At 41.1% G+C, this 22,992-nt stretch carries 24 protein-coding genes; 8 read left to right on the top strand and 16 right to left on the bottom strand.

Features of this window, described 5'->3' with window-relative positions; genetic code table 11:
* The first annotated feature begins 12 nt into the window (after positions 1-12).
* Positions 13-957 carry an aldo/keto reductase gene (locus KJS58_RS06095; protein ID WP_213531415.1) on the top strand — a complete coding sequence of 315 codons (945 nt, stop codon included), beginning with the start codon at positions 13-15 and terminating at the stop codon, positions 955-957.
* Between the two features lie 108 nt (positions 958-1,065).
* On the top strand, positions 1,066-1,644 hold the full coding sequence (locus KJS58_RS06090) for a sugar O-acetyltransferase (RefSeq protein ID WP_213531413.1): 579 nt from the start codon (positions 1,066-1,068) through the stop codon (positions 1,642-1,644).
* A 45-nt stretch (positions 1,645-1,689) separates the two neighbouring features.
* Here the strand turns inward: KJS58_RS06090 and KJS58_RS06085 are convergent, their stop codons facing one another.
* Together KJS58_RS06085 and KJS58_RS06080 are read right to left on the bottom strand one after the other, a co-directional pair.
* On the bottom strand, positions 1,690-2,211 hold the full coding sequence (locus KJS58_RS06085) for a glycosyl-4,4'-diaponeurosporenoate acyltransferase CrtO family protein (protein ID WP_213531412.1): 522 nt from the start codon (positions 2,209-2,211) through the stop codon (positions 1,690-1,692).
* Positions 2,212-2,279: 68 nt separating this feature from the next.
* Positions 2,280-3,371 (bottom strand): glycosyltransferase family 2 protein, encoded by a 1,092-nt coding sequence (locus KJS58_RS06080; RefSeq protein ID WP_213531410.1) that lies wholly within the window; start codon positions 3,369-3,371, stop codon positions 2,280-2,282.
* A gap of 201 nt (positions 3,372-3,572) precedes the next feature.
* Between KJS58_RS06080 and KJS58_RS06075 the strand changes: the two genes are divergently transcribed.
* Both KJS58_RS06075 and KJS58_RS06070 read left to right on the top strand, forming a co-directional pair.
* Positions 3,573-5,099: a phytoene desaturase family protein gene (locus tag KJS58_RS06075; protein WP_213531409.1), complete on the top strand. Its 1,527-nt coding sequence runs from the start codon at positions 3,573-3,575 to the stop codon at positions 5,097-5,099.
* A gap of 173 nt (positions 5,100-5,272) precedes the next feature.
* Positions 5,273-6,001, top strand: coding sequence for a cupin domain-containing protein (locus KJS58_RS06070; RefSeq protein ID WP_213531407.1), 729 nt, complete (start codon positions 5,273-5,275; stop codon positions 5,999-6,001).
* 78 nt (positions 6,002-6,079) lie between these two features.
* Here KJS58_RS06070 and KJS58_RS06065 read toward each other — a convergent pair whose 3' ends face one another.
* The 4 genes from KJS58_RS06065 to KJS58_RS06050 form a co-directional block, all read right to left on the bottom strand.
* Complete coding sequence (locus KJS58_RS06065) at positions 6,080-7,327, bottom strand: ABC transporter permease (RefSeq protein WP_213531405.1); 1,248 nt, start codon at positions 7,325-7,327, stop codon at positions 6,080-6,082.
* A 26-nt stretch (positions 7,328-7,353) separates the two neighbouring features.
* Entirely contained in the window at positions 7,354-8,082 is a 729-nt protein-coding gene (locus KJS58_RS06060; protein WP_213531403.1) for an ABC transporter ATP-binding protein, read from the bottom strand.
* Positions 8,083-8,278: 196 nt separating this feature from the next.
* Complete coding sequence (locus tag KJS58_RS06055) at positions 8,279-8,788, bottom strand: PTS sugar transporter subunit IIA (protein ID WP_213531401.1); 510 nt, start codon at positions 8,786-8,788, stop codon at positions 8,279-8,281.
* A gap of 125 nt (positions 8,789-8,913) precedes the next feature.
* Positions 8,914-9,978 carry a stalk domain-containing protein gene (locus KJS58_RS06050; protein WP_213531399.1) on the bottom strand — a complete coding sequence of 355 codons (1,065 nt, stop codon included), beginning with the start codon at positions 9,976-9,978 and terminating at the stop codon, positions 8,914-8,916.
* A gap of 201 nt (positions 9,979-10,179) precedes the next feature.
* On the opposite strand from KJS58_RS06050, the gene KJS58_RS06045 reads away from it, so the two are divergent.
* Complete coding sequence (locus tag KJS58_RS06045) at positions 10,180-11,055, top strand: LysR family transcriptional regulator (RefSeq protein WP_213531398.1); 876 nt, start codon at positions 10,180-10,182, stop codon at positions 11,053-11,055.
* Positions 11,056-11,078: 23 nt separating this feature from the next.
* On the opposite strand, the gene KJS58_RS06040 is transcribed toward KJS58_RS06045, so the two are convergent.
* The 8 genes from KJS58_RS06040 to KJS58_RS06005 all read right to left on the bottom strand — a co-directional run bounded on the left by KJS58_RS06040 (position 11,079) and on the right by KJS58_RS06005 (position 17,839).
* Complete coding sequence (locus KJS58_RS06040) at positions 11,079-11,933, bottom strand: GRP family sugar transporter (protein WP_213531396.1); 855 nt, start codon at positions 11,931-11,933, stop codon at positions 11,079-11,081.
* Positions 11,934-12,157: 224 nt separating this feature from the next.
* Positions 12,158-12,505 (bottom strand): DoxX family protein, encoded by a 348-nt coding sequence (locus KJS58_RS06035; protein WP_213531395.1) that lies wholly within the window; start codon positions 12,503-12,505, stop codon positions 12,158-12,160.
* Between the two features lie 78 nt (positions 12,506-12,583).
* Positions 12,584-13,105, bottom strand: coding sequence for a hypothetical protein (locus KJS58_RS06030; protein ID WP_213531393.1), 522 nt, complete (start codon positions 13,103-13,105; stop codon positions 12,584-12,586).
* Between the two features lie 96 nt (positions 13,106-13,201).
* Complete coding sequence (locus KJS58_RS06025) at positions 13,202-13,801, bottom strand: hypothetical protein (protein WP_213531391.1); 600 nt, start codon at positions 13,799-13,801, stop codon at positions 13,202-13,204.
* The gene (locus KJS58_RS06020; RefSeq protein ID WP_213531390.1) at positions 13,798-14,703 is read right to left on the bottom strand and encodes a hypothetical protein; all 906 of its coding nucleotides are present in this window, start codon (positions 14,701-14,703) and stop codon (positions 13,798-13,800) included. The genes KJS58_RS06025 and KJS58_RS06020 overlap by 4 nt, the downstream gene beginning before the upstream one ends.
* Positions 14,700-15,302 (bottom strand): hypothetical protein, encoded by a 603-nt coding sequence (locus KJS58_RS06015; RefSeq protein ID WP_213531388.1) that lies wholly within the window; start codon positions 15,300-15,302, stop codon positions 14,700-14,702. The genes KJS58_RS06020 and KJS58_RS06015 overlap by 4 nt, the downstream gene beginning before the upstream one ends.
* 5 nt (positions 15,303-15,307) lie before the next feature.
* Positions 15,308-16,129 (bottom strand): hypothetical protein, encoded by an 822-nt coding sequence (locus KJS58_RS06010; protein ID WP_213531386.1) that lies wholly within the window; start codon positions 16,127-16,129, stop codon positions 15,308-15,310.
* A gap of 180 nt (positions 16,130-16,309) precedes the next feature.
* Positions 16,310-17,839, bottom strand: a complete 1,530-nt coding sequence (locus tag KJS58_RS06005; protein ID WP_249716953.1) for an MDR family MFS transporter — start codon at positions 17,837-17,839, stop codon at positions 16,310-16,312.
* Between the two features lie 470 nt (positions 17,840-18,309).
* On the opposite strand from KJS58_RS06005, the gene KJS58_RS06000 reads away from it, so the two are divergent.
* A complete protein-coding gene (locus KJS58_RS06000; protein WP_213531384.1) occupies positions 18,310-20,277 on the top strand; it encodes an anaerobic ribonucleoside triphosphate reductase in 1,968 nt (655 codons plus the stop codon).
* A 5-nt stretch (positions 20,278-20,282) separates the two neighbouring features.
* Positions 20,283-20,777 (top strand): anaerobic ribonucleoside-triphosphate reductase activating protein, encoded by a 495-nt coding sequence (gene nrdG / locus KJS58_RS05995; protein ID WP_213531790.1) that lies wholly within the window; start codon positions 20,283-20,285, stop codon positions 20,775-20,777.
* 132 nt (positions 20,778-20,909) lie between these two features.
* Here the strand turns inward: nrdG and KJS58_RS05990 are convergent, their stop codons facing one another.
* Complete coding sequence (locus KJS58_RS05990; RefSeq protein ID WP_213531382.1) at positions 20,910-21,587, bottom strand: DUF1796 family putative cysteine peptidase; 678 nt, start codon at positions 21,585-21,587, stop codon at positions 20,910-20,912.
* A gap of 201 nt (positions 21,588-21,788) precedes the next feature.
* Between KJS58_RS05990 and KJS58_RS05985 the strand changes: the two genes are divergently transcribed.
* Complete coding sequence (locus KJS58_RS05985; protein ID WP_213531380.1) at positions 21,789-21,962, top strand: hypothetical protein; 174 nt, start codon at positions 21,789-21,791, stop codon at positions 21,960-21,962.
* 139 nt (positions 21,963-22,101) lie between these two features.
* Here the strand turns inward: KJS58_RS05985 and KJS58_RS05980 are convergent, their stop codons facing one another.
* Positions 22,102-22,842 (bottom strand): glycerophosphodiester phosphodiesterase, encoded by a 741-nt coding sequence (locus KJS58_RS05980; protein WP_213531378.1) that lies wholly within the window; start codon positions 22,840-22,842, stop codon positions 22,102-22,104.
* Positions 22,843-22,992 lie beyond the last annotated feature (150 nt).

Below are 22,992 nucleotides of genomic sequence, written 5' to 3'. Positions count from 1 at the left end.
GAGGAACCGTCCATGGAAAAAATAACGATCAAAGGTTCTCGCAAACCTGTCTCTCGGCTCATAAAAGGAACGGATTATTTTCGTCATGACAACTATGATCAGGTCGTAACCAACTTGAATGCTTTCCTTGCGATTGGTGGAAATACCATTGATACTGCTCATATTTATTGCGGAGGACAAAGTGAAGAAGTTATCGGCAGGTATTTGAAAGAAATGAATAATCGTGACGAGATCGTTATTTTTACCAAAGGTGCTCATCCGGATCGTACGGGAGCAAGAGTTCACAAAGCAGCAATCGACCACGACCTGTCTGTAAGTCTAGAACGGCTTGGGACAGATCATATTGAATTATACGGCCTTCACCGGGATGATCCATCTGTTCCTGTTGAACATATTATCGAAGCGCTCAATGAACATATTGATGCGGGGCAGATCGGGGCTGCTGGCGCGTCAAATTGGACCTGGGAACGGATTCAGGAAGCGAATCACTATGCCAAGACAAACGGCCTCCAAGGATTTACCTTCAGCAGTCCTAATCTTAGTCTAGCCAAAGCCAAAGAACCTTTTTGGCACGGCTGTGTTTCCGTTGACGAAGCAACAAGCAAGTTCCATGAACAAACCCAAATCCCCGTTCTCTCTTGGTCTTCCCAAGCACGAGGATTTTTCACAGGGCGGTATACGCCTGAAATAACAGACAACGAAGATTTGGTTCGTGTATTCTACAATGACGATAACTGGGAACGACTTCGCAGAGCCGAGGAACTGGCTAAGAAAAGAGGAGTCACTACCATCCAGATTGCTCTTGCTTATGTACTGAGTCAAGCTTACCCAACCTGTGCCCTGATCGGTGCTCAGAATCCAGCTGAACTTGAGTCCTGCCAAAAAGGTGCTGAGATTCAGCTTTCACGAGAGGAAGTAGAGTGGCTTGATCTTTCCGCGAACTCTATTCATCAATAGACTCGTCATCCATTGCATCTCATGACTGAGTACACTAAACTGAACATTAAATGATATGAAACTAACATTTTTCTATGAATGGCAGCAATCGTTAAAGGAGAGCTTTCGATGAAGACAGAAAAAGAAAAAATGCTCGCAGGGGAACTGTACTTAGCATGGGATGCTGAATTGACACAAGATCGTGAGCAGGCAAGACGTCTTACAAGAATCTATAATCAATCCACTGAAAATGACCCAGAACATCGGGCCGAGATCATGAGAAAACTGCTTGGAACCGTTGGTGAACATTTCTATATTGAACCAACATTCCGCTGTGACTACGGCTATAATATCCATGTAGGTGATCATTTCTATGCAAACTTCGACTGTGTCATACTTGATGTATGCGAAGTAAACATAGGGAAATATTGCTTGCTTGGTCCAGGAGTTCATATATACACGGCAACGCATCCGCTTGATCCGACTTCCAGATGTGACCGAGGTGAGGAATATGGCGCACCCGTCACGATTGGAGATAAAGTATGGATTGGGGGACGCGCCATCATTAACCCAGGCGTTACGATTGGTAACAACGTAGTTGTGGCTTCGGGTTCGGTTGTAACCAAAGATGTACCGGATAACGTCGTCGTTGGCGGAAATCCAGCACGAATTTTGAAGAAAATTGAGGTAAGTCAAGACGCGATCTAGAATCTGTATTTTACCCTTAATAAAATAGAACGACCAAAAGACCCTTCAATCCATTGAGGGGTCTTCGTTCATCTTACCTAAATAAGCAGGGATCACTTCTTCTCTTCGTTGCAGAATTCGAACAATACGCGCCCGGTTGTAACGTAAGGACAGAATGCAGGGTACATTGGCTGCTAATGCATACACCACCATCCCCCATGCTACAGCCGGCATATTCCATAGGAAGAACAACGGTACCGGCATAATGGATACATAATGACACCATTCTCCTCTATAGGCCTCTCTTTGGTATATGTGAAGATATGCGGTATCACTTCTCATGATCCGTTGCTTTCTAAAATCCTGTCCTATCCATACCGCTCCATCGGGCAATCTATTTTTCCATCGTCTAATATGCAAAACACGATCATAAAATGAAAGTTCTTTGCTAGAAGCCCTTAAACGCAGTCCATCAAACCACCGATCCGGTAGAACAGTGAACACATAGGAAATACTCATATGAAGAATAAACCATGCCGCAATATTAGCCACTATCGTAATCGGTCCTGACCACTCCCATATTTGCACCTGTCCACTCCTTTCACATATGAATCGTTTGCTTGCTTTGTTTAAGCTCCATCGCTACTTATTAGACACTAAAGCTCAATTTCACGATCTTTCCATTTCACTTTTTTCTTCACAAACGTCATTAGGATAGAGCGAATAAACAAGAGAAGGAAAAATAGCAACGGCAATGGATAGAAACTCCACACCCACGAGCGGAAATTCCCTACTCTCCTAAGTAACACTGCTATTTCTAAAGCATAGAGAGCATAGATGACCGTTCCAATCCAAATATCCTCTGTAAAAAAGCTGTCTATTAATAGAAAGAAGGACGAAATCATACCCATGATCCAGATGATTACCGGCAGGAGCCGACGAAACCGAGTGGCAGCTGCACCGGATGCCATACTTTTACTCCACCCTCGCCATAAAGAGCTCCAACCCTCAGGATACATTCGAAAATACAAGACCGATATTCCTATATAATTTCGCACTTGATATCCTAATCTCGCAAAACATTTCCCAAGTGTATGATGATCGAGGATTTCCCCTTTTACGAGCTCGTGGCCTCCGCTTTCTTTATACGCATCTCTGCTACAGACAATACAAGGACCAAAAGCGCCTGTTCCATCTTTCCCACTGCCGATGGAGGCCGGGATAATGACATTAAAAAATGCGGACCACTGTTCATAAGGGCGCATCATCTGATGATACGGCTGAACAGACAAGAGCCCCTCTGTATAACGAGAAAGTAAGATCTCTATTCCATTTGGACTTAAAGTGATATCTGCATCCAGAAATATAAAAATCTCACCTTTCGCCACTTCAGCCCCTTTTGCACAGGCATGGTTTTTACCAAGCCAGCCCTGCGGCAGTTCACCTGGGTCCAATACCTTTGCTCCAAATGAGGCCGCTATTTCTGCTGTTCGATCTACAGAGCCGTCATCAACAACGATAACTTCAATAGGCAAAGCGGTTTGTTCCTGTATGGAACGCAGTAACGAAGTAAGATTGCCCTCCTCGTTCCGAGCCGGAATAATAATACTCACAGAAGGGAGCTGATCTACTTTTCTCTTCTCCCCCCTGTCCCTTTGATTATGTTTTGTTTGCTGAATCAAAGGTTTCATCCCACTTAACATGAGTAAGCCGGAAATCCATCCTGCAATAATCCATACATAGGTCACTTATAAGACCTCTTTTCTTTAAATGAGTAGTGAACTTGGTTTAATCTCTTAAAAAAACGGAAAAGATGGAACTTGAAATCAAATACTAGCAACATTATGAACCTGAGCTGATGTCATTTATACAATTAACATGCATTTACAGCCTTGTGCATTAATAATAATGAACCAGTTACATGGTGATATAGAAAGGATGCAATCCTTATGAGTAAAAAAGCAGTTGTCATTGGCGGCGGTCTTGGCGGTCTATCCTGTGCCATGCGTCTAGCTGCAGACGGATATGATGTTGAGGTACTTGAGAAGAATGAACGAGCCGGTGGAAAACTAAATATCCGTTCTGGAAAAGGCTACTCTTTTGACACCGGGCCCTCCATTCTAACCATGCCTTGGGTTCTTGAACAACTGTTCCAAAGTACAGGAAGAAGACTGGAAGACTATATAAAGCTTGTTCGCGTAGAACCGCAATGGAGAACTTTTTTCGAAGATGGCGTATCTATTGATGTCACAAGTGATCTCCCGCAGATGCTGTCTAATATCGAGGATGTTTCAGAAGAAGACGCAAAAGGTTTTCTGAAATATTTACAGTACTGCCAGAAGCTTTATGATCTCAATCGAAGCAGCATATACAGTAAGAGTTTATCTGGACTCGATGAGCTTCGTGCCATGCATACGGTAAAAGAATTGCTCGCAATGGACCCGCTCCGCACCATGTCTCAGAGTACGTCAAAATACGTAAAAGATAAACATTTGCGTCAATTGTTCGATTTTTTCATTATGTATATCGGGTCCTCACCCTATCACGCACCTGCCGTACTTTCCCAGCTTGTATATGTACAGCTCGGACTCGGGATCTATTATGTTGAGGGCGGAATGTATAATATCGCAAGAGGAATGCTGCGCGTTCTCGAAGAACAAGGAGTTCCCGTAAGAACAAATGCAAAAGTCACCCGTATTAATACCAAAGGTCAGACTGCAACAGGGGTAACACTCGAAGATGGCACAATTATCGATGCGGATCTCGTTGTATCCAACCTAGAGGCTATCCCTACTTATTACTCCCTTCTGAAGGATCAGAATGGAGCGATCAGTACAGCGAAGAAATTAAACAAATATGCACCAACCGTTTCCGGACTTGTGTTGCTCCTTGGTGTGGACAAAACATATGAACAGTTACTGCATCACAATTTCTTCTTCTCAAATAATCCAGAAAAAGAATTCCATGATATATTTAACAAAGGAATTCCGTCTGATGACCCAACCGTATATATTGGTGTTTCCAGTAAATCAGATGCCTCTCAGGCTCCGTCAGGCAAGGAAAATTTATTTGTCTTAACCCATGTTCCGCCGCTTAAAACGGGCAAAAGTTGGCAGGCTTATAAAGATCAGTACCGTGAGCTGGTGCTGAACAAACTGGAACGAATGGGACTTACAGGTATACGTGATCATATTGAATATGAGTACACTTTTATTCCAGATGACCTTCAAAATTTATACGGATCAAACGGCGGTTCGATCTATGGAGTGGTCACAGACCGCAAAATGAACGGCGGATTTAAAATACCAAGTCAAAGTGAGCTAATGAACAACCTTTATTTCGTGGGAGGTTCCACACATCCGGGAGGCGGAGTACCTATGGTAACCCTTTCTGGGCAGCTGACTGCCGATCTAATCAAAGAGAAGGAAAACAGCAAGAAAGCCGTTAAACCCCTCAAAGCGAAAAAATCAGTATAAACAGACTCCTTACCCGATATCAAAGTGCATGGTTCTATGAAAATTAGGATCATGTGCTTTTTTTGCATGTCTAAGAAAAGTTCCTAAATCTTAAAAAATGGGGTTATGCGGAGCATTCTTTGCTCGGCCTGCATATGGTGTGAGATAAATATACCTGAAGCGGAGGCCACTCAATGAATAAGGACCCCATTTTAAAATCACCGAACCTTAATCTAAGCGCGGATTCAAACAAGACCATCAACTACAAGCGAGATGCAAATAATTATATTACACAAGTTTTTGAGAAGCAGCTCCCCGCTATCAAAACTGGTTTTTTCAATGTCCATATGAATAAAGGGTTTATTGTACAGCCACACTGGCATACCAATGTAAATGAACTCGTCTTTGTGATCAGCGGTGAAGTTGTAACTTCCGTATTTGACCCCTTTACTCAGAAACTCAAATCTTACCGTATAAAACCCGGCCAAGTATCTATGTTGCCGCTCGGTTGGTTTCACTGGATTGTAGCTATGAAAGACGACACTCATTTTCTTACGATTTTTGATGAAGCAACGCCGGATATTGTATACGGTTCAGACTTCCTACGTTTTACTCCAAAAGAAATTATGAGTCTTGCTTATTGCGTTGATGAAGAAAAATATGCTGCTGCCGTCGCACCTATACAGGAATCTATCATTTTAGGGCCACCGCTCGGATGTAAGAAACGAAATGACTCTACAGATCCATCATCTGAAACCAGGACTCCACCCCATCCACCGCATCTCTCGCATCCATATTCTCCTCCGCAAAGTCCGATCCCGTCTCCTCAAGGATATTCTTCCGACGGCTATGGGTGGAACCAGGCCTACCCTTTTAATTACTACTATCCGCAGGAAAATTATCGTCCTCATAGAACGTACTAAAGCAGCACTGTCCGAGATGGCGGCATGATAAAAGGTTTCTGGATCTTCCCTACAGGGCTCCTAACTTTGGGTTAATTATTATTCCTTTGATTTCTGCCTATAGGTAGCAATTAGAGCCATTCCGGGAACTATCCAAATCGAGACGGCCGTCATTGCTATACCCAGTAAAATTCCGTAAATTCCTGGCTGGACACTGAGACCAAAGGCCGCGGATAACAGAAAAGCTGGAAAACTATATAATGTACGAACCGCCAGAACAGCCGCTGACTGATGTTGGACTTCCGTATAGGGTAGTACTTTCAGATATTCAGAATTTGAAAAAATGTGCCATCTCGTAAATAACCAATAAGCAATCATAAATAGGATAAGCACAAACACGATACATTTGATGTATATAGGAGGAAGCCAGATTGCCGGTATGCCAATGAACGAAATCTGCATGTACATAAGCAGAGTTTCTTTCTTTCTTAAAAAAGCTTTAATTCCGGCATTGGCTAGTCTTTTCTCCGGTTGCCCTCTATATAATCGCTGTGATTTGGTGAACAGCCATGTTTTACTGGTGCTTTTTGTAGGTTTCTCCGTAGCTTGCGACAATAATTTCTCCGTAAGCCCCATTTTGGTTGTGTTATCTTCTTCGACATCTCTCATAAAGGTCCCCGTCATACGGATCCTTCTTCGTACTAGCCATAGAAGTAGGGCGGCCAGCAGGATGATAAGGGGGATTCCAGCTACGGATAATAATAAGGCATGGTTTAGTGTCGATATAATGATTAGTAAAATCGCTGCTACATCAGGGAGTAGTGATCGAAACTTTCCTTTCCATCCACTATTGCTCACACTAACGATTCTTCCTGCTAAACCAGTTACACAAGACAATACTGCGATATAAATAAAAAATGTGATCCAATCCGCAAGAAAAAATTCAAAATTCCTCACCATAAAAGGAAGGACGAGTACGGACAATAAACATCCTTTACCTATGTTCATTAAAGAACTTACGAGCACACCACGAAACATAATTTTCTTCATCCACGTCTGTTGCTGCCTGAGAAACAACACATCAGCATCTTCTAAAAAGAGCAACATCTTACCTGAGAACAAGAACCAGATCAAGATAGCAAATAAAGAAAGGGGAATCCGCTCCGACCAAACGGGAAGTGGGTCTGTCCAGAAGTCAATATAAATACCTCCTCCAATCAACAAACCGGGTATGAGGATATATAGCATCACGATCCAGTCTACAACTGTAGCGAGTGCCTTTCTTTGCTGTTCGATATAGGTACGAAACCTACGCCAAAATATCATTTGCGGTGTTATCTGCACCATGACATCACTCTCCTCCCTCTTCCTGCTCATGCTAAAAGAGTGAAACAGTCAAATAGTGAAGCATTCGGCTGCCCGGCAGCCAACCTTATATCTTCAAGGGTACCTCTGGACGCAATCTTTCCCTTTGACATCAGTATAAAAGAATCACATATCCGCTCTGCGGTATCCAGCACATGCGTACACATGAGAATGCCTGCACCACGTTTTCTTTCCCTATCAAGCAGTTCAAGAAAATCCTTAGTAGCCCTTGGATCCAGCCCGATAAAAGGTTCATCTACGATATACACATCAGGTCTCGATAAGAATCCAATCATTAACATCATCTTCTGCTTCATCCCTTTGGAAAAACCTCCGGGTAGTTTGTCTCTTACTGCTGTCATGTCAAACTGTTCCAGCAGCAAATTAGCCTGTATCTCAAATTGCTGATCTTCCATACCAAAAGCAGCAGCGGCAAGATCTAAATGTTCCCAAAGTGTTAAATCTTCATAGTACACTGGACTTTCTGGTACATATGCATATCTCGGCGGATCACCTGAGATCGTTACACTCGCTTTGCATTCTTTGAGTAAGCCTAGAATGGCTTTAATAGTTGTACTTTTTCCAGCCCCATTAGGGCCAATAAGACCGAGCAGTTCTCCTGGCATAACTTTAAATTCAATATCCTGAATGGCAGCTGACCCCGTTTCATATCCCGCTTCCTCAATATGTACTTTTAAAACAGCCTCTTGCTGTGCTGAATAGATAGACATAGACATCATTCACTGCTCCTTTTTGCAGATTTACTTATTAAAAAATAGTACGTATGAGCAGGCATATCGTTGCATCAGATAATTAAACATAGCTGCCAGATACCTACCGAGGATTGGATCAAAAGACCTTTTAAAAAAGCAATAAAAAAGGATGACTGCCAGCAGTGGCAATCATCCCGTAAAATACTATCAAAATTATTATTTAGTTAAGATGTACACGAAGAACCGTTTCAGACATTGCTGTTACGGAACCTGCATTCTCAAGAGGCTCTACACTCTTAATTGCATCTACTCCGTCTGGAATCAGAACCGGGGTAATTACCGGATATCCAGCAGCCTGAATAGCATCCATATCAAACTCAATCAGAAGTTGACCTGCTTTTACTTCATCTCCTGTGCTTACATGAGCTTTAAATCCCTCTCCTTTGAGAGATACAGTGTTAACACCAATGTGAATGAGAACTTGCGCTCCTGAAGCATGCTCTAAAATAACAGCATGTTTACTTTTTTCAATTAAATGAGCAACTTTACCGTCAAAAGGAGCTACCACTTTTCCTTCGGTTGGTTCAATTGCAATTCCTTCTCCCATTGCTTTTTGCGCAAATGCCGGATCCGGAACCTGTTCTAAAGGAACGACCTTACCTGTCAAAGGTGCCATCACTTCAAGTAGTTCGATTTTTGCCTGTGTCTTGCCTTTTAACCATTTAAACATACAATCTCCTCCAGTGTATCTATCCAAGTCTATTTATATTGTGCATTATTATTATATACTACTACGCTTTTTCATGCATTTATTAGGAATAGTAGTACCTTTCATCATTGAGTATATGCAGGATCCTAATCACCAAGCGGTTCATATTTTATTTCGTCGGCTTGATATTTATGATCTTTGTATTGAAACGTCACGATGAGATCCCCCGCGGGAGATATATTTGTATAGTTTGCACTTGCTCGCATCATTAGTTTTCCGTCAGTTACCATGTATCTCTCCCATGCACCAAAACCAAGACCGTCATTCAAACTCATTTCGCTCGCATACGGATCTTTAATCACTTGAGTGATGGGTTCTTTGTGCCCTTTGATCTGTAGACTAATCTGTATTTGATTCTTATCTGCCTTAATCGTGGACTCTATATTCTCATCTACTATCTTTTTAAGCGAATCGATCTTTTCCTCTTTCAGGGTTACTGGATTCCATACTTTAACTTCTTGATTGAATAGTCCTGTACCATACCCCAGCGTATTCACGACAATAATTTCTTTGTGCCCGTCTCCAGAAATGTCTTCCGTGATCAATTCAGGTTTATAGTTCCATCCCCACATTCCTTTCCAATCAGGAAAGGAGTAGGTTTTTCCTGAGACTTTCAGCTTCATCCCTTCGATATAATCATATTTCCCTATTTTCATTGGAAGCAGGGTAATATCTGGCTCTCCCTCAGGATGCATTTTATAGTAATTGGCTGTAGTGAACTTTGCTGCAACATCGTCCTCGGATATGGTTACTTTTGCTCCAGACATCTCTGCCAATAAAGTGGCTGGAACAAAGATATTGCCATTTCGCAGTTCAGCCGGTGTTTTAAGTCGAACCGGGTTAGAGCTGGTCTGAACCACCTTTTCTCCAGCGGTGATTATATATTTTTTTCCTTGTGATTTGACCTCTGCTCTTTTATGAACGTTATCCCAGGTTAGCTCCACTTTCGCTAAATCATGGATCATTCTTAAAGGAAGAATATACACGTCATTCTGAATTGCAGCTTTTGATCCGTATGAAGAACTTTTATCATCTATGGAAACCTCTTTTTGCATTTCTCTTGCATCTGCTAATGATGCGGTAGCATAAGAGCCGGCAACAACCGAGAAGATCAATAAACCAGATACAATATGATTCCAATATTTTTTCATAAGAAGAACCCTTCTTTCTAATCCCATTGTATTCTTTCTATACATTAAACACTTATGAAGGAAAATAGTTGGAGTTCACTCGTTTTTTTGAGGTATGTTCATCATTTTGTAACCAACTTCATACTACACATGGGAAAAATTTAAATATAATAGGAGCTTGGGTGGAGTGTGTTCTTACTGTCAGAATGGAGGTTAATCTTGATGGAACTTGCTCAACTATCCTATTTTATTAAAGTTGCCGAACTGGAACATGTGACTCGTGCTGCTGAAGAATTACATATGGCACAGCCCGCATTAACCAAAGCAATTCGTCAGCTGGAAAAAGAATTAAATACCCCTCTGTTTGATCGACTGGGTAAATATATACGTCTAAATGAGAATGGAAGAATTTTTTTGAAGTATGCAACAGAAGCCTTACAGCTGCTGGAGGAAGGTAAAAAACAGTTACAAGATACAACAGATGGCAAAAAAGGTTCTGTTCAGCTGGCAATAGACGTACATACTCAAGATGTTCCAGAACTTATTATGAAGTTTAAAGAGAATTTTCCGGAGTTTAATGTAGCAATTGTACCCTATGTAGAGGGAAGCTATCATCATGACCTGTGCTTGACTAGTATGCCGGTCATACCGCAGACCATGGAAAGAGTTTGTTTATACCATGAGGAACTCCTTCTAGCCCTGCCGGATTCTCACCCGCTTGCCAGCTTAGAGACGGTTCATCTGCAAGCGGTTAGGCACGAATCCTTTATTATGGCCCCGGTTTCAAGCAGCCTGCGTGTCATTACAGACCGTTGTTTCGCAATGGCTGGCATACAGCCCTCTATCGCACTAGAGAGTGAGGATCCCATCCTTGTAGAACGTATGGTTGCAGCAGGACAATTACTTGCGATCGTCCCTTCGAGATCATGGACATCGTCTGCTTATTCAGGTATCGTGCTGCGCCGTATTGTAAATGCCGGCAGTTCAAGAACGGTATCGCTATGCTGGATGAAAGGACATTATTTATCTTGTGCTGCGGAAAGGTTTAAAGAACTAGCTATTCAGCATTATAAAGAAAAACCCTCAGTTTCAGTCTAAGACCTTACGCTGAGGGTTTTGTTCTAGGATTTTGAAATTCCAAGTAGAACTGCAGAAATGATAATAAGTATAATTCCGATGGAAATAAAAACGAGTTGTCTTTTTGTCTTATGTTCTTTTAATATAAAGATCCCGCCTAGTGTAGCTACTACTACACTCATTTGAGAAAGGGTAAAACTTGTAGCTACACCGACCTTATCTTGCGAGATAAACAAGAACATATTCCCTGCTGCCCAAATTAGGCCTGGTAATATATTTTTAAGTGCATAAGTGTTAAAAGGTTTGTGTTTTGCCGTAAGGACTAAACCACCAATTACCATCCCGATCCCCTGCGGAAGCAGTACATCCCAACCATCTATTCCAAATAAACGAACGATAACCACATAGACAAGGTAACCAAAGGTAGATACAAGTAATATAAGAATACCTTTTTTTAAGTTTCCTTTACCGTCGTCTTTTTCGTTCTTTCCTTTAATGGATGTAAAAATGACCCCGGTAACAATAAGTACGAGTGCAATGATTCCTAACGTGACCGATTTCCCTGAATTCCATTCATTAAAGATAAAGGCCCCAAATAACGTTGTCGCCACCAGCTGCATACCGGTAGATATAGGCAATGTTTTAGAGACACCCATCACATCAATCGTTTTCAGCTGTCCACCTTGTCCCAGAACCCAGAAGAACCCGGAAATGAGACCAATGATTATTGTCTTCATATCCAGATGAACCGGATCATATATGTATAATCCTATTGAAAATAGCAAAGCACCTAACGTAGTTCCAAGCGTTTGGGTGTAGGGTCCTCCCCCAATTTTGACATTAACCAGAACAAGACTCCCCCAGAATATAGCGGGTAAGATTGCGTAAAAAATATCCATATTCCTAATCCTTCTCTCTCTATAAATATCGAAGACTGTCATTATGTTCCATAAAAATATATGTAATTATGGATATATAGACATACTCAATATTATGTAAACAAATTTATTCATTTTGAATTAATAAATAGAGATAATTTTTTTCAAGTTATCACCAGCAACTTTCCTCAGGCAAAAAAAAGACTGCATCTTCTTATGATAAGAAAATGCAGTCTCTCTATTGCTTACGATATACTTACAAGGTTCATGCTCACTATAACAAAACAAATCATCATTAAAGTAACAGAAGGTAAGACTCCCGACATGGATCCTTTTCCGAGCCTGATTTGCATAACAACCATCGCTGCCATCATAATCGCAAGATAAAAAGCACCTACTGCTCCAAGCAAGAGATTCCAGCTACCAATAAAGAGTAAAATAGCCCCTACCATTTCTAAGATTCCCATCACATAACGAAACCACTTCGGCAAGCCAAAACTTTTATATTTGGCGTCCACCTCTTTGGACATAAATTTACTCATCCCCAGCAATAAAAACGCGATGCCTGTTCCCACCTGTAGCACTGTTGTCATTGTAGATCTCCTTTGCGTTCATAATGGTGTAGGAGTAGTATCCATGGGCGTTAATCAAGTTATGCGATGGAAGACACATTATGATAAAACTTCCCATCGATGCTGATTCTTTTCTAATTTTGGATGCGTAAATTTAGGATGATCCACGAGTATCAATCTAATCTTAGTGATCCACTCATCAAAAAAAGGATAAGAAGCAAAACAATTCGCATATTCGCTTGACAGCATCAGAAAAAAAGGACCTTTGTACTTCTCGGTTACATGTCGTAGTGCCGCTTCCATAGGTGTATATTTTTTTCTTTTGCCTTCCCAGTTCTCCAAGGTAATGATGCTATCATTCTGTTCTCTTTTCCATTCATGCAAACGATCTTCTCTTTTGTAAAACGGAAGCACTGGGTGATTCGTCATCCGTTTTACTGTCGCTTCATGCAGTGGATAGAGAATGAATTTTGTGAATTTACGTTCTTTTACGGTTTGGAATGCTTTAGATAACTGTATATCTGTTATTTTCTCAAAATCATCATAATAGATCAGTGATCCTTTATACATTTCCTTCGGCGGTTCATAACCAAAAGGTACTGCGTGTACTTCTCTTGCCATTTATGATTTCTCCCTTCTATCCCTATTCACTATCCGTTCTAATAAGTACCCATTCTATAAGTATGGATCACTGCTCTCCATATTACTCGCATTCTTCTATTGTTCTTGATGTACCCCTTGATATGCCTTAGCCAAGCGAAACAACAGCCGAATCAATAAGAACATGAAAAACACGTATAAGACTGCATAGATCGTCATCACGATTGCCCATTCTTTTTCCAAATTGATAATAAAAGGATAGAAAAATTGCTGAAGGACAAGCAAACCAATTAATGCGTTGCGTCTAGTTAAGATCGCCTCTTCCAGCGATGGATCACTCATTTGATGCCATATCGATAATTGCCCAAGTGAAGTAAACAACAGCATGATCATCAGTAAATTGACTATGGAGGAAGACTGCGCATATACAATGGAAGACAGAGATATGTCTGGGAACCAGATCCCACTATTTAAATTCGGAACCCAATCTCTTATAAAAGATTCGATCAAAAGAATAAACGTAATCCATTTCACTTTTTGAAATAGAGCAGACTCTGCTTCTAAGGAAGAAAGCGAGTATAAAATGAGTACATATCCTAACAGGTCATTAAAAATGTCAAAATTCATGATATTAATATCCAGTATAAGCAGGGTAAATCCCCATGCCATTCGGCGAAGTGCTTTTTCACTGATGTGCTGAATTGAGAGGTTCGTCATTTCACTGCACCCCCATCTCGCAAAATCGTTTTAATTTCATCCGATGAATAATAAAAATGGTTGCTTGTCAGAAGATCGTAAACTATTTTGGTACCGTCTGGTAATCTAAAATGCACTAAAATTCCTACAGAATATGAAATAAACCCATCTTGTGCAAGTCTCGGTTCTATAGACGCATACTGAAAACGGATACGATCACCTTTTTTAATTTGTTTAGGGTATGTAACTTGATCATATGGTTTGCCATACACACGAAGCTGGAATAAATCTTTTAATTTATCGGTATGACTTAATTCAATTTTCTCAAGCACTGCATCTGAGTTCATCTCAAATACCTCATATCCCGAACCGTCAGAAGAAGATCCCCCATGAATCATGGCTAAACCCTGAGATTTTTCTGGATCGGCACGAAAGATAAGTTCACCAATCGGAACCTGTTCCGAGGTGCCGTCATCATAATTTACGGTTATGGTGTTTACGATGAGTTCATTATTCTGATCAGGCAAATACTCTAGATCTTTTTCGGTGAATTCAAAATGCATTTGGTATGCCAACTGATACTTATAAGATGCTCTTTCATTTTTTGCATAAGATTCCTTATTGAATTCTTCGATAAAGATAGATTGCACTTTCTTCCCCGGTCCCTTGTTCTCCAAGTAATCAATTTCCATCCAATTTGTTCCTTTGAAAATCGTTGTCGTCAAATAGTGGGTAGGAAAAACCGGTTTTTCAAGCTGCATACTGTTGTAATACCCAATGTTTCCCGCCCATAAGATTAGCAAAATTAATATCAGCCCTAATCCTATAAATGTAGTCTTACGCTTCTTTGATGAATGGATCAGTTCTTTGTACTTCAATCGTGTTCTTCCTTCCTTCTCATCGCTTAATATTTGTTGCGTCATCCTCTGATCTGCTCGGCCGCTTTTGCCATTCGGTACAATACTCGTACGAAAAGGATACAAAGGATAGCCGAAAGCAGCACAGGAACAATGACAAAAACGAGCTTATCCTCAACTAGATTAAGAAAAAATGGATAGATGAGCATTTCCAGCATCAGACAGCCGATCAGCCATAAGCTTCTTTTTTGCATCGACTGTTTTAGTAAACCCGATCTTATATAGTACCATAAAGGAAGATCACAAAGACCCTTGTATATGAAATATAGGAGTATAATCATGAGTAATTGTAAGCCTTGCGTATAGATATGGTTTGCAACCGAGATGGTTTGAAATGTTTCAGCAGTACTTACTGACGGCATGAAATCCTTAGGCAGGGAGAGGATGGATAGCAAAAGAGCAAGCCATGAGACAACATGAAAAGCAGATGTTCTTTCGCTTAATACCACAGCAGCTCTATAAATCAAGAAAAACCCTATAAAATCAGCAAATATATCAAATGAATAGGAATTAATATGAAAGTTAACTTTAATGATTATGAAAATAAATCCGATCCCCATTCTCCTAAGGGGTGTAGTGACCTTTGTACGCAATAAATACTCCAATCCATTCACCTCTCTTGTATATAGGACCTCACTTGATCTTCTGAGAAATAAACAGAACTCTCATTAAGCGCTATTGCTTCTACCTTGGTTGAACCATCTTCCCGTTTAAAATGAAGCTGAACCACGGGGTTATATACCCTCATTGATCCTTCACCCTTCTTCGGAAGATTCCACTTGTAGCTGATCCGAATGGGGTCATTTGCGTTCAATTTCCATTCCTGTAGATCGGTATAATCCGTATCATTCACCATAAGCTGAAGAACCGGTTCGATATCAGACTGATTTAGAGACACGTGTTCAAGGATTGCAGGTTCTTTCATCCGAAGAGCCGTAAGTCCGCTGCCATCAGGAGAATCGCCGCTAGACGTAGTAAGGACAATCGAATCTTCATCTGACTGATCAAATGTCTCAATACGAATTTCACCGATCGGGATTCGTTTAGGCTCAATCCCTTGGTACACCACTTCCATTTCATGAATCACAAGGTCCTGCTGTTCATTTTGCTCATTTTCTTCTCTTAGCGGCTTATAGTAAAGGACCTTTAGAACATGGTGTGTATATTCCTTCACTTCTTCGATTCGGTAACTGGAATAAGGCAGCTCATCAAACTTGATATATATGACCCTGTTATCACCCGTTTTGTTCTCCAGATAATAAATTGGAATTTCTTCTTGGTTTACATCGTAACTCCCCAAATGCACGAGGAACAAAGGTTTATCGAGTCTTACCCCGAAGTAATACCATACATTCCCTGCCCAACTCATGATTAACAGCAATAAAAATCCAATGAATACTGATCTTGCAGTTAGCCATTTCGGCGTATTCACCTGTACCCACCTCATTTCAAGACATTATTTTACCACTAATTAGCAAATGAGGGGAGATAAGTGTTGTAATTCCTAATAACCACAAAAAAGGTGGATCAAATTGAGTTCAATTTGATCCACCTTTTCATATTGCATTCCACTCTGCCATATATGATTCAGTAAGTACAATTGCATACTAATTTATTTTCCTTTTACAGTTGCCGTTCCTGTAACAAGTTCCGTCTCGCTAAGTACCGAAGATGCTGTACTATTCGTTGTCTGTCCTGCCACCCTTTTCACGAACAAAGCAAGGACGAAACCGAGACATGCGAGAATCAGTCCGATCTTAAATGCGTCCATTACACCCGCAGTCATTGCTGCATTCAATTCAGCCGTTCCAGGATTCGCTATGCCGCTTAGCGCTTTCTTCTCCCCATTCTGCATGATCGAGATGAAGATTGCTGCACCGAGAGCACCTGACGTTTGCTGCAGCGTAGTCAGAACCGCTGTCCCATGCGGATATAACTCTGCAGGAAGAGCATTCAGTCCATTGGTTTGTGCAGGCATCATAATCATCGCAATAGATATCATTAAGAACGTTTGAAGAATGGCCACGAGCCAAGCAGACTGTAAAGGCAGCAATAAGAAACAAGTGATTGTAACAATCATAATCAACATTCCAGGCAAAAGAAGCACCCGTGGCCCATATTTATCGAATAATTTCCCCATGATTGGTGACATGAGTCCGTTCAGAAGTCCGCCAGGTAACATGACAAGTCCGGTCATCAGAGCACTATAAAGCATGACTTCCTGCAAATAAAGAGGTAAAACGAGCATCATAGCAAACATAGTCATCATCACGATGATGGATAATACCACAGCAACAGAAAACATCGGATAGATAAATACCTTCATATCCATAACAGGCGCGGTCAACTTCATCTGCCTCCACACAAAGAGAGCAAGAGATATAGCACCAATCGCGATAATAAAGATCACATAGCTCTGAATCGCTGTGCTGCCACCTTCCCCCATACTTCCAAATCCGAATACAATTCCTCCAAAGCCAATCGTAGAAAGAATAACGGAGAACACATCCAGCTTCGGTCTGCTCGTACTTGTAACATTTCGCAGCTTCATAAATCCGAAGATCAACGTTAAGGCAACGATCGGAGCTACTAAAATAAATAACCAGCGCCATGATAGATGCTGCAGGATAAAACCAGATAATGTCGGTCCTATGGCGGGCGCAAACATAAGAACAAGTCCAATCAGTCCCATTGCAGCTCCTCTGCGCTCCATAGGAATGACAGCCAAGATAATATTCATCATCAGTGGAATCAGCACAGCTGTACCTACGGCTTGAATGACCCTTCCTAAGAGAAGAATACCGAAGCTTGAACTAATTGCGGCAAGGACTGTCCCGATCAGGAATAAGGCCATTGCAGATAGATAAAGTTGTCTTGTTGTAAACCGCTGAACTAAATACGCAGATACGGGGATAAGTATACCGATGACAAGCATGTAGCTAGTCGAAAGCCACTGTGCTAGGTGAGGTTCAATACTCAGATCACCCATGATTTGAAATAAAGCTACATTCAGTAACGTCTCGTTAAGAATAGCTACAAAGGCACCCGACAATAAAACAGCAAGAAGCAAACCGGTTTTCGGCGAATCAGATCTCTTATTTTCGTTGTTATCTGCCGAATCATTCAGTGAAGTTGTATTCAATTTTTCTCCTCCATCCCATTCTATCTATGTATATGTAAATCCGTTTACCTTCCTTTTTTTTAGATGAGGTATACGGACAATGTAAGGAGTAAGTATCGTTACTTATCGTGATTTATCGCACTGCTACAACATAACACATCCCAGTTCCTTCTGCATCTGTATTTCCTTTCTATAACTGTTTTTTAATTATTTTATTTATAAAGCATTCTCCCTTTATTTTTTATGTTTTTTTCACTTCATATTGCATAGCGCTTCCTCCCATAATGACAAGGGTTTATGAACTTTTTGAGTCTCTGTTTAGGATTTTACGCAGGCCAAACTGTGATTTTTGTCATACACTCCGAGTACATCTTGTAGGTATGATACTCAAATAGATCAATATATAGTATGTATCGTATTACAAAAACATAGAATTCATCCAAAACAAACTACACATAACAGAAAACGGATTTAGAAGGAGATCATTCATTATGGCAAAATTAGAAGCATTTATACCTAACCCTAAACAAGCAGATGAACTCACAGATATAATGGACCAAATCTTAGGCAGTAAGGACACCGATCTGCTTAGAGAAAATGCAAATCTGAATGGAGACTCTTTCAGCGGAAAGATGAGTAAAATCGGATCTGAAACTGCGAAAAAACATGTCATGAAGCATGTCCTTCCCAAACAGGTTGCTCAAGCTATAACAGAAGGCGAACTTTATGTTCACGACCTTGACCAATATGCGCTTGGTACAACAAACTGCATCTTTATTCCTTTTGATCGGCTTCTAGAACGCGGTTTTAACACAGGAAATGGTTCTGTTCGCACCCCTCAGTCGATCATGTCAGCGATGTCACTTGTCGCTATTATTTTTCAGTCTCAGCAAAACAGCCAATTTGGCGGTGTTTCTGCCAACAAAATCGATTGGGACCTGGCTCCTTATGTAGCACGCTCCTTTAGAAAGCACTTCCGAAAAGGAAAACAATTATTTGAAGAAACAGCGGAACTAGATCAAGAACATATCCATATGAATAGCGAACTCGCACAAACGACCTGTCCTAAAGCCTACGCTTTTGCCATGAATGAAACCATTCAAGAGACACATCAAGCTGCTGAATCTCTTATTCATAACTTAAATACAATGAGCAGCCGGGCAGGCGGTCAAATTCCGTTTACGTCCCTAAACTATGGATTATGCACGTCTGCGGAAGGAAGACTTGTATCCAATGCGCTTCTTGATGCTACAATCGCAGGACTCGGCCATGGAGAAACTCCTGTGTTCCCTCAACATATTTTCCAGTGTAAACAAGGGATTAACCAAGCTCCTGGCGAACCCAACTACGATATTTTTGTAAAAGCGCTCGAATGTTCCAGCCGGAGATTATATCCGAACTTCGTAAATGTCGATGCTACATTTAATTTGCCGTTCTATCGTGAAAATGAACCGGATACCATCATTGCTACCATGGGTTGCCGCACGCGTACGATCGCTGACCGGTTTGGCCGCAACCGTCAAAGCGGAAAAGGAAACCTCTCTTTTAATACGGTTAACCTTGTGAAGCTTGGCATTGAACATGGGATTGCGCTGCGGAAAAGGACAGAACCCGATATGAAAGAATTCTACAAGAATTTACACCGCGTAATGGAGATTGCTTTAGAAGGGCTGCTGCATAGATACGCTATTCAATCTGTTCAACCTGCAAAAGCTTCTGACTTTATGATGCGGGAAGGTGTCTGGGAAGGCGGCGAACATCTGAATCCTGATGAACCCGTAGCAGCCCTGCTGAAGCATGGAACATTGTCGATTGGATTTATTGGACTCGCTGAATGTATGAAAGCATTATATGGAAAACATCATGCGGAAGACGAATTATCCTACAAAGAAGCGGTTCATATTATTGAAACCATGCGGAATTTCTGTGACAAAAAAGGGGATGAATACAATCTGAACATTACCCTGTTTGCCACTCCAGCAGAAGGCTTGTCAGGAAAATTCACCGTTTTGGATCGAAATAAATACGGCATTCTACCTGAAATTAATGATCGTGATTACTATACGAACTCTTTCCATGTTCCTGTCTACTATTCGATCTCCGCTGCGAAGAAAATTCAGCTGGAAGCACCTTTCCATGAACTTTGCAATGCAGGGGCGATCTCTTATGTAGAGCTGGATGGAAATGCCCGTAATAATCAGGATGCATTCCGCCGAATTGTACAATATGCGCTGTCTCAAAATATCGGTTATTTCTCAGTCAACCACCCATTAGATCGCTGTCCTTCCTGCGGCTATGAAGGTGTCATTGGTACGGAATGTCCAAGCTGTGGAATAAATGAAAATGACATTCATTTCAGCCGACTTCGCAGAGTAACTGGATATTTAACTGGAGATTACACGGTTCGATTCAATTCAGCTAAACAAGCGGAAGTCAGAGATCGGGTTAAACATCTATGATCCCTTTGCACATCTGCGGTTATATTCCAGAATCTATTAATGAAGGTGCGGGTCTTCGGGCTGTTGTTTTTATAAGTGGCTGTAAGCATGCATGTCCCGGCTGTTTTAATCCATCTTCCTGGAACTTTAGAGCAGGTAAACCTTTCACGGAAGAAGAACAACTGCGTATCATCCAGGAAATTGCGGACAACCCATTACTTGATGGGCTGACCTTATGCGGGGGAGATCCTTTCTTCTCTGCTCCTGCATGCACCGATTTCATTCGGAAGTATAAAGAACTTTGTCCAGGAAAGACCCTTTGGGCTTATACCGGTTTTGTCTATGAAAAACTGCTGGAGGACCCAGACATGCGCTCGCTTGCTGAGCTTTGTGATGTCATCATCGATGGTCCTTTTCAAATGGAATTGAAAGATACTACGCTTCTTTTTCGCGGAAGCCGAAATCAGCGAATTATTGATGTACAAGCATCGTTATCTGAGGATACAGTGATCACTTTATAACACGAATAGAAACATCCGGCGATATGAACTACGTTCATGAACCGGATGTTTTTCGTTTTTCATGATAGGTAAAGTAGTAGTATTGCCTCGATCAAAAGAAACAAGAAACCTCTTGTTATTAATGTGAATTTTTCATATGTTGTAATTTTGCAATAGATAGCTATTTATTTCTTCGTTGGTCATGGTGTTATAAATCCCTCCCAGAATGGTTCGCCATAAGGTGTGGTTATCTTGAAACATGTTTGCTACCTCTGGAATGAGCAGTGTACAAACGTTCGGCAGTTGATAATCAATTTGAACTATATAAGGTACCTGCGCGTGATTCACAACCAGTAATTTATAATCACCTGCCACGAGGTCATCTAGAACTTGTAACAGCTCTTCTGTTTCATGTGAAGTGGCTTCCGTTCGTAAAAAAAAGATTCGCTTGCCACTCTGCATGAGCTGCACAAACCTGCTTGCTCTATAATCCAGCTTTTGTTTTAGACCAGAATAGCTTTCAAGAATCTCTGGGTCATTATCTTCCATTGGAAAATCATGAACGGAGTATAGATCATAGGCTGCGTCCCGAATGACATAACAACCTGAATCAATACTTGCCCCATAATATCTGAGATTATCTCTTAGCATGATATGTCGGAATCGATCACGTAGCAGGGCACTGACCCCTGATAAATGAGGGGAAATCATCCAGTCGATGACTCCAGCAATATTCCGAATTTTACTGTGATTCAGCTGGCTTGCAGGAAGACAGTTATGGCCGAGACTACAGAGGACATCATACCCACCCTTTAATTCATGCAGTTCCATTTACTTTGCCTCCTTTCAGCCAGGGTATACCTTATTAGATTACAGGAAACTTCGCTATGCCTGTGCGATTGGACTTTTCTTATCATAATCACACTCTGTACACCTATAGAATATTTGATTCACTCTTATCCTCATGCGGTAATGATACATAATTACGAAAATTTTGGGTGAAACTATCCAAACGGAAAGGGTGAAAATAAGATGCATGAAGACAAAACAGACCGCGGTGCCGGTTTTGATTCTATTGTTGAACCGGATCCGAGATTCGAACAGATTGATTGGACCAAAAACTCGGATTCCATTACGATTTCTAATCTTACCGAAGATGAACAGGGGATAACGGATGAGAATAAGGATGAAGAAGAAAAGCGATAATCAGGAAGCGCAGCATATGTGGCTTTCATCCACTTATCGACGTAATTATTCTGCGCTTTCGAATCCAAAAAAAAGAGAGAAATCTACGGATGAGTAGATTTCTCTCTTTTTGTATATAACTAGCCGCCGGGTTACGCGCTCAGCGGTTAACTCTCTTTTCTTCCATTACTTTTTTTAATCGGCCAGGATAATCGGTAATAATGCCATCGATTCCTTTTTCTATCAATTTGTTCATCACACTCTCTTCATTTACCGTCCAAGCATACATCTGCAATCCTTCATTCTGTACCGATCTAAAGTCTGTCTCTTCTAAGTGAATGAAATACGGATGCAGAGAAAAAGCATTTACCCCTGCGGTATTCGGTAATAACTCAGGGTGAGCGAAATTCTGAGCATATAGTAGGCCCGTTTTGACTTTCGAATTCAATGTTTCCAAAGTGCGTAAGCTGTCAAAATGAAAAGAAGATACGACGACATGATCATACAGGTCATACTCCTCTAGGAGCGCTACCAATTTTTCTTCCACCCCTTCGGAAATCCCGCCCTTAATTTCAACATTAATCATCAGATGACGGGGAGCAAGCTCAAATACTTCCCTTAAAGAAGGGATCGATTCTCCTTCATAAGAAGAATCAAACCACGATCCGGCATCCAGCTGCTGAAGTTCTGCCATCGTCATCTCTTTTACATACCCGTTTCCATTCGTAGTACGACGGACGGTATCATCATGAATAACCATGATTTCTCCATCTTGGGATAGATGAATATCAAGCTCAAAGGCATCACAGCCTTGCTGTAAAGCAAGTTCAAAAGCAGCTATTGTATTCTCTGGAGCTTCCCCTTTTGCCCCTCGATGGGCAATAATCAGCGGTGTTTTCATACAATCAGCACCTTCCTCACAAGATAGAAGAATTAGATATCAAAGTATTCTAGTCTGTAATCTAGTTTAGTATACGATGCTCTTATTCCCCTATCACCCGTATCATGTAAAATTGATATTAAATTTTAATATTTCAGCAAAAAACTATCA

Origin of the sequence: Paenibacillus sp. J45TS6, from assembly GCF_018403285.1 — a bacterium.
Taxonomy (GTDB): Bacteria; Bacillota; Bacilli; order Paenibacillales; family Paenibacillaceae; genus Paenibacillus.
Note: the sequence above shows the minus strand (reverse complement) of the source record. Positions and strands in the feature narration are given on the sequence as shown.

Coding starts and splice junctions, on each gene's coding strand:
- KJS58_RS06095 (WP_213531415.1), top strand. CDS start 13: ATGGAAAAAATAACGATCAAAGGTTCTCGCAAACCTGTCTCTCGGCTC.
- KJS58_RS06090 (WP_213531413.1), top strand. CDS start 1,066: ATGAAGACAGAAAAAGAAAAAATGCTCGCAGGGGAACTGTACTTAGCA.
- KJS58_RS06075 (WP_213531409.1), top strand. CDS start 3,573: ATGAGTAAAAAAGCAGTTGTCATTGGCGGCGGTCTTGGCGGTCTATCC.
- KJS58_RS06070 (WP_213531407.1), top strand. CDS start 5,273: ATGAATAAGGACCCCATTTTAAAATCACCGAACCTTAATCTAAGCGCG.
- KJS58_RS06065 (WP_213531405.1), bottom strand. CDS start 7,327: ATGGTGCAGATAACACCGCAAATGATATTTTGGCGTAGGTTTCGTACC.
- KJS58_RS06060 (WP_213531403.1), bottom strand. CDS start 8,082: ATGTCTATGTCTATCTATTCAGCACAGCAAGAGGCTGTTTTAAAAGTA.
- KJS58_RS06055 (WP_213531401.1), bottom strand. CDS start 8,788: ATGTTTAAATGGTTAAAAGGCAAGACACAGGCAAAAATCGAACTACTT.
- KJS58_RS06050 (WP_213531399.1), bottom strand. CDS start 9,978: ATGAAAAAATATTGGAATCATATTGTATCTGGTTTATTGATCTTCTCG.
- KJS58_RS06045 (WP_213531398.1), top strand. CDS start 10,180: ATGGAACTTGCTCAACTATCCTATTTTATTAAAGTTGCCGAACTGGAA.
- KJS58_RS06040 (WP_213531396.1), bottom strand. CDS start 11,933: ATGGATATTTTTTACGCAATCTTACCCGCTATATTCTGGGGGAGTCTT.
- KJS58_RS06035 (WP_213531395.1), bottom strand. CDS start 12,505: ATGACAACAGTGCTACAGGTGGGAACAGGCATCGCGTTTTTATTGCTG.
- KJS58_RS06030 (WP_213531393.1), bottom strand. CDS start 13,105: ATGGCAAGAGAAGTACACGCAGTACCTTTTGGTTATGAACCGCCGAAG.
- KJS58_RS06025 (WP_213531391.1), bottom strand. CDS start 13,801: ATGACGAACCTCTCAATTCAGCACATCAGTGAAAAAGCACTTCGCCGA.
- KJS58_RS06020 (WP_213531390.1), bottom strand. CDS start 14,703: ATGACGCAACAAATATTAAGCGATGAGAAGGAAGGAAGAACACGATTG.
- KJS58_RS06000 (WP_213531384.1), top strand. CDS start 18,310: ATGGCAAAATTAGAAGCATTTATACCTAACCCTAAACAAGCAGATGAA.
- KJS58_RS05990 (WP_213531382.1), bottom strand. CDS start 21,587: ATGGAACTGCATGAATTAAAGGGTGGGTATGATGTCCTCTGTAGTCTC.
- KJS58_RS05985 (WP_213531380.1), top strand. CDS start 21,789: ATGCATGAAGACAAAACAGACCGCGGTGCCGGTTTTGATTCTATTGTT.
- KJS58_RS05980 (WP_213531378.1), bottom strand. CDS start 22,842: ATGAAAACACCGCTGATTATTGCCCATCGAGGGGCAAAAGGGGAAGCT.